Origin of the sequence: Endozoicomonas ascidiicola (assembly GCF_001646945.1) — a bacterium.
In the GTDB taxonomy this organism is placed as follows: domain Bacteria; phylum Pseudomonadota; class Gammaproteobacteria; order Pseudomonadales; family Endozoicomonadaceae; genus Endozoicomonas; species Endozoicomonas ascidiicola.
The window spans coordinates 167440-171895 of the sequence record NZ_LUTV01000009.1 but is presented as its reverse complement, the minus strand read 5'-3'; the positions used below and the strand labels follow the sequence as shown (position 1 = coordinate 171895).

The window sequence follows — 4456 nt, the reverse complement described above, 5'->3', positions numbered from 1 at the left end:
CTGATTGACGGCTTTCCAATTGATGTCGCTGTAAGGACAAGAGCGCCCAGAAGCAAAGTCTTTAAAGGGGAGGCTGGCTACGGTTACTGTGCCTCAAAGAATAAGCATTTCTACGGATTTCAGGGACATCTACTGGTTGAAGCTCGCGGTATTCCCGTTGGATTTACGCTGACTGCCGCTAATATTGATGAGCGTGACGCTGCTTATGACATGATGGATATCATTGCCGGACTTTTGTTAGGTGACAAAGGGTATATACGACCAGAGTTCAAAGAAGACTGCCGGGGGTTAGGTATCGACCTACAGACACCACTAAGAAAAAACATGAAAGATGATAGACCAAAGTCGTTTGTGAAAGTAATCATGCGGGTACGACGGAGGATTGAAACAGTTATTGGCCAGCTGGCAGAACAATTTGAAATCGAAAGGTGCCGTTGTCGAGACAGGTGGCATATGACTTCGCGTATAGCCAGGAAGCTTTTGGCACACAATATGGGTTCATATCTGAATATCAGTGCAGGGAAAGCACCGATTCAGTTTGAAAGCCTGATTGCTGCTGCTTAAAAATCAGTGAAACTCCACTTTGGTACAGCTTTTAAAGTTTTAGTTGGACTTACTTCCATGCAAAGTTAAAAATCTGCAAGTCGAACATCGCGTAAGGATATGAACTGGGCATGTAGCCTCATGTTGAAAGCCACTCAGGCTGCAACACCCTGATTACTGTCAAAATATGGAATAGCTTTGATACCCACACCAGGTATCAAAGCCTTTAAACGTGACTAGTTCAGCATCTGCAAAATTTCACTGACCGTTAAGCCAACAAACGAACCAATCATAGAACCAATCAACGCCATAATAATGGCAATGGGCATCAGGTTCTTGTCGTAAGCAGCCGCAACCACCGCCGCAGAAGGGGCACTGCCAATATTGGCAATAGAGGCTATACCACACATATGCAGGTTCATGCGCAGTATACGACCAAGTAATAATAGCAGGGCTCCATGAATCGCAAGTATCATGACACCGGACAATAAATACATTGGCGCTTTGGTAATCGCACTCAAATTCACCTCTGCACCAATCAACGCCACAATTACGTAAAGCATGATGGAAGAGATTTCATCACCACCACCGAGTTTTCCAACCGGGGTTGAGGCCAGAGCGATACCCGCTACTGAAGAAATAATAATGGCCCAAACCATTGGATTCAGCAGTCCAAATCCGGCAATAACCCCACCAAAATGATGAGACAACGCCGCTACGATTAATGATGCACCAAACATCAGCATCAATGATTGCGTATCGGTTTTGCCAGTTTGCCCCAAACCAGACAACCGCTCCATCACCTCATCAAGCCCATTGTCTTCAGCTCTTAAAAACGTCTGTAATCTGGCTTTGAACGGTTTTAGAGCAATAATGAGGATCAGCCAGAAGGAATAACACAGCGCCCCCATCAACAAGGTGTAAGCCATGGCCGAATCGCTAACGTCCAGCGCTTGCTTAACCGCCACAAAATTCTGGGTTCCCCCTGTCCAACCTGCAGACATCACTCCAAACGTCAATGGTGTTTCATCGCCCAGGAAAGTGTTCATCAATAGATAAGTGACGACGAAACCAATCATGATGGTGACGGTAGAACCCAGCATTAATAAAATCAGCCGGGAGCCCAGTTTTCGAATGATGGAAAGATCAAAACGAAGCGACATCAGGAACAACATGGCAGGGATCAAATTATCTCGAACCGCCGCCCGTGCTACAGCGACTTCCGGCGTCATTTGCCATACACCTGCCGTGTATAAAGCCATAGAGCCAAACATCACAAGAACGATACTGGGGAACCATTGAAAAAAACGGCTGGGATAGCGTTGCTCAATCCAAACCAGAAAACCACACAGCCCGGCCATGACGGCGATGAAAGGGAACCCCGTCGTTATCATATTCGACATCCTTAATGTTGTTTTTCTACAGTGTCCAGAGCCATGCCAAATTGATTTAAAAACACAAAAAACACCTGAAATCAGGCACTTGAACAGTAAAAGCCGGCAGCTACTGGTTTGTGCGAAGAATAAGCCAGCTGGCTAATGTTGCTTTGACCGGCATCAATAAATGCATCCTCATGTCTGGCTATTCTCTGCACCAGCAATTAACCGGAGTTATGAATGAAAGCTACGATTCAATGGACAGGCGACAAAGGGTTCGCTTGCGAAACGGAATATCTTGAAGGACCTCATCAGTTCCACATGGATGCACCCACCAAGTTTGGTGGCAAAAATGAAGCCGCTTCACCAATGGAAATGTTGCTCGCAGCAGCAGGCAGCTGTGCGGGTATTGATGTCACTTCCATCCTTGCCAACTCGCGGCAGAACCTGAAAGATTGCAAAATCGCCCTCACCACGGAACGTGCGCCAACGCCGCCCACCGTGTTTACCAAAGTCCATATGCACTTTGATTTATTTGGTGAGAACCTGTCCGAAAGAATGGTAGAGCGCGCCCTGCAACTCACCTTCGAAAAGCATTGCTCCGTTTCCATTATGATGATTCGCTCAGGCACGGAAGTTACCTGGGATTACACGATTCACGACGCCTGATTGATTGCTTTGAATATCAACATGGTTTGCTGTCATCAATTGATTAGCAAACCATGACTTCAATCCAGCATCGCTCTCACTGCAAACACTCAACTGATTAGAGGGATGACAAGACAACTACAAAACCTTCTACTCAAGCTGATGCTACGCACCTCTACCACATAGGTGCTTGTCCATTCGGACAAAATACGAAAGATAGTAGTAAACGACAGCATAGCGAGCAACATCAGTTAAATAATGACAATAAATATGGGGCTATCTTTGAAACAGCGAAGCGGCATCTGCATCATCTTCTATCGGATGGTCACCTGCGCAACAGTAGATTGCGGCTTTATGCGCGATATCTGCAGCCAACGCACCAAACACAAATCCACATCCGCCCATTACAAATATTACAGGCACAGGAAATGCTGCAAGAGCAACTCCCCCCATAGTTACTCCTGCGCAAATGGTTCCGACAGACGCATCCCTACCGGCACGATTACACTTATTTGTAGACCATATGAAATTATGCCAGCACGTGTTTTTGTTCTCAGAATTGTTTTCATAGCTCACAGATCGTTCACAAATTTTCGTATCAAGATTTGTCCCGCTACATGGTTGTTCTGTACAACTAAACAATATGGGATCAGCACCTGTACCTTTTTTGATATTGAAACCATAAGCAGCTCCACTGACACTTGCACCCAAATCACTCAATGAGTGCTCTTCTAACCCCATAGTACTGGTGGTTACGGAGCTATTACAGCCTGTAACTGCATCAGCGTTCGCCATATATTTCTCCTGTAGATACTTTGACTTTATTAACCAACCGCACATATGGAGTCTTTGTACACACAAGAAGTTCATGAAGTATGATATTAAATGGAGGTAACCTGAGAAACAGTTATTAAATAATGTCTAACTGCTCATATTGCCCCGCTGCGATAGCATGCACAGGCAACCGTGTTTTTTTCTCTTGGCATCCCGTTCAAGTTCATTACGAGGATCTTTGGCAAACAACGATCGGCTATCAAAACAAACCCTATCAACATCTAACGACATTAGCAGTCTGTTTAACGTTCGCTCCTCATCGCCTTTCTGAAAAAAGGCTGGGTGACGTACTTCTACCATATAAGAATACATATCAGTTCACTGCTGTGCGGTTAAGCATACGCGAGATCCAAACGCCCTTCATTTTGAACTAAATTACCCTTGATTCTCTCTGGTGGATCGCTGAACAATTCTAGTAATGAGCATCGACTTGTCAGGTTCAGGCTTATTCTTCGAGCTATTTGCACGTGATTTTCTGTTCGTCATCTGGGCAAACATAAGACAGGCTAGCTGAGTCCAGCAAGATCATGTACGCACACGGTGATCCCCCTTATGACGATCGACAGCCTTTTGGAACTGGTGACGGGGGAGGTATTGAGCAGTTGATGGAAAATACTGTTAGGATGCTGCATGCCTGTCCTCTGGTTTAAAATAGCTGTCTTGATAACCACTATTTTACTAAAAATCAGTAAGGACAGGCTCTATCAGTCTCATCTAGATTTTTAACCAGACAGCAGTGACATCAGTTAACTTTTTCGGCAACTGATTCCTCTGAGTTTTTGAAGAACGGTTTGGAGGACTTTCCCCCAAACCATAAAAATAAGTGTCGGGAGCAATACCTTGAATTGTGAACCTGTAAGTAGTTAACCAAATGAAATCATATATTCCTGACCGACCTGCTCAAACACTCGTATGACTTCTGCTTCAAACGCCTTAAAGTCCATGACCTCAAAGAGATTCAACCATTCATACTTCACCTTTTGCCATAGCATTTCTATCAAGTTCAGTTCTGGGGAGTAGGTTGGCAGATAGCAGACAAGTATCTTCTTTTCGAT

The 4456-nt window shown here is 44.9% G+C and carries 5 protein-coding genes and 1 pseudogene; 2 read left to right on the top strand and 4 right to left on the bottom strand.

Features of this window, described 5'->3' with window-relative positions:
- A partial coding sequence (locus AKL11_RS22070; protein ID WP_157673723.1) for an IS982 family transposase occupies positions 1 to 564 on the top strand: 564 nt, incomplete at its 5' end.
- Between the two features lie 215 nt (positions 565 to 779).
- Here the strand turns inward: AKL11_RS22070 and AKL11_RS22065 are convergent.
- The gene (locus tag AKL11_RS22065; RefSeq protein WP_067584637.1) at positions 780 to 1937 is read right to left on the bottom strand and encodes a DUF819 family protein; all 1158 of its coding nucleotides are present in this window, start codon (positions 1935 to 1937) and stop codon (positions 780 to 782) included.
- A gap of 222 nt (positions 1938 to 2159) precedes the next feature.
- Here AKL11_RS22065 and AKL11_RS22055 point away from each other — a divergent pair, with 222 nt between their 5' ends.
- Entirely contained in the window at positions 2160 to 2588 is a 429-nt protein-coding gene (locus AKL11_RS22055; RefSeq protein WP_067522046.1) for an OsmC family protein, read from the top strand.
- Positions 2589 to 2843: 255 nt separating this feature from the next.
- On the opposite strand, the gene AKL11_RS22050 is transcribed toward AKL11_RS22055, so the two are convergent.
- The 3 genes and pseudogenes from AKL11_RS22050 to AKL11_RS26740 all read right to left on the bottom strand — a co-directional run.
- Complete coding sequence (locus AKL11_RS22050; RefSeq protein WP_067522044.1) at positions 2844 to 3362, bottom strand: hypothetical protein; 519 nt, start codon at positions 3360 to 3362, stop codon at positions 2844 to 2846.
- Positions 3363 to 3488: 126 nt separating this feature from the next.
- Positions 3489 to 3713, bottom strand: coding sequence for a DUF72 domain-containing protein (locus AKL11_RS22045; protein ID WP_067522042.1), 225 nt, complete (start codon positions 3711 to 3713; stop codon positions 3489 to 3491).
- 643 nt (positions 3714 to 4356) lie between these two features.
- Positions 4357 to 4456, bottom strand: a pseudogene (locus AKL11_RS26740) (transposase); the annotation flags it as partial.

Bases quoted from the DNA above. Each gene is read 5' to 3' on its own strand.
- AKL11_RS22065 (WP_067584637.1), bottom strand. From the start codon at position 1,937: ATGATAACGACGGGGTTCCCTTTCATCGCCGTCATGGCCGGGCTGTGT.
- AKL11_RS22055 (WP_067522046.1), top strand. From the start codon at position 2,160: ATGAAAGCTACGATTCAATGGACAGGCGACAAAGGGTTCGCTTGCGAA.
- AKL11_RS22050 (WP_067522044.1), bottom strand. From the start codon at position 3,362: ATGGCGAACGCTGATGCAGTTACAGGCTGTAATAGCTCCGTAACCACC.
- AKL11_RS22045 (WP_067522042.1), bottom strand. From the start codon at position 3,713: ATGTATTCTTATATGGTAGAAGTACGTCACCCAGCCTTTTTTCAGAAA.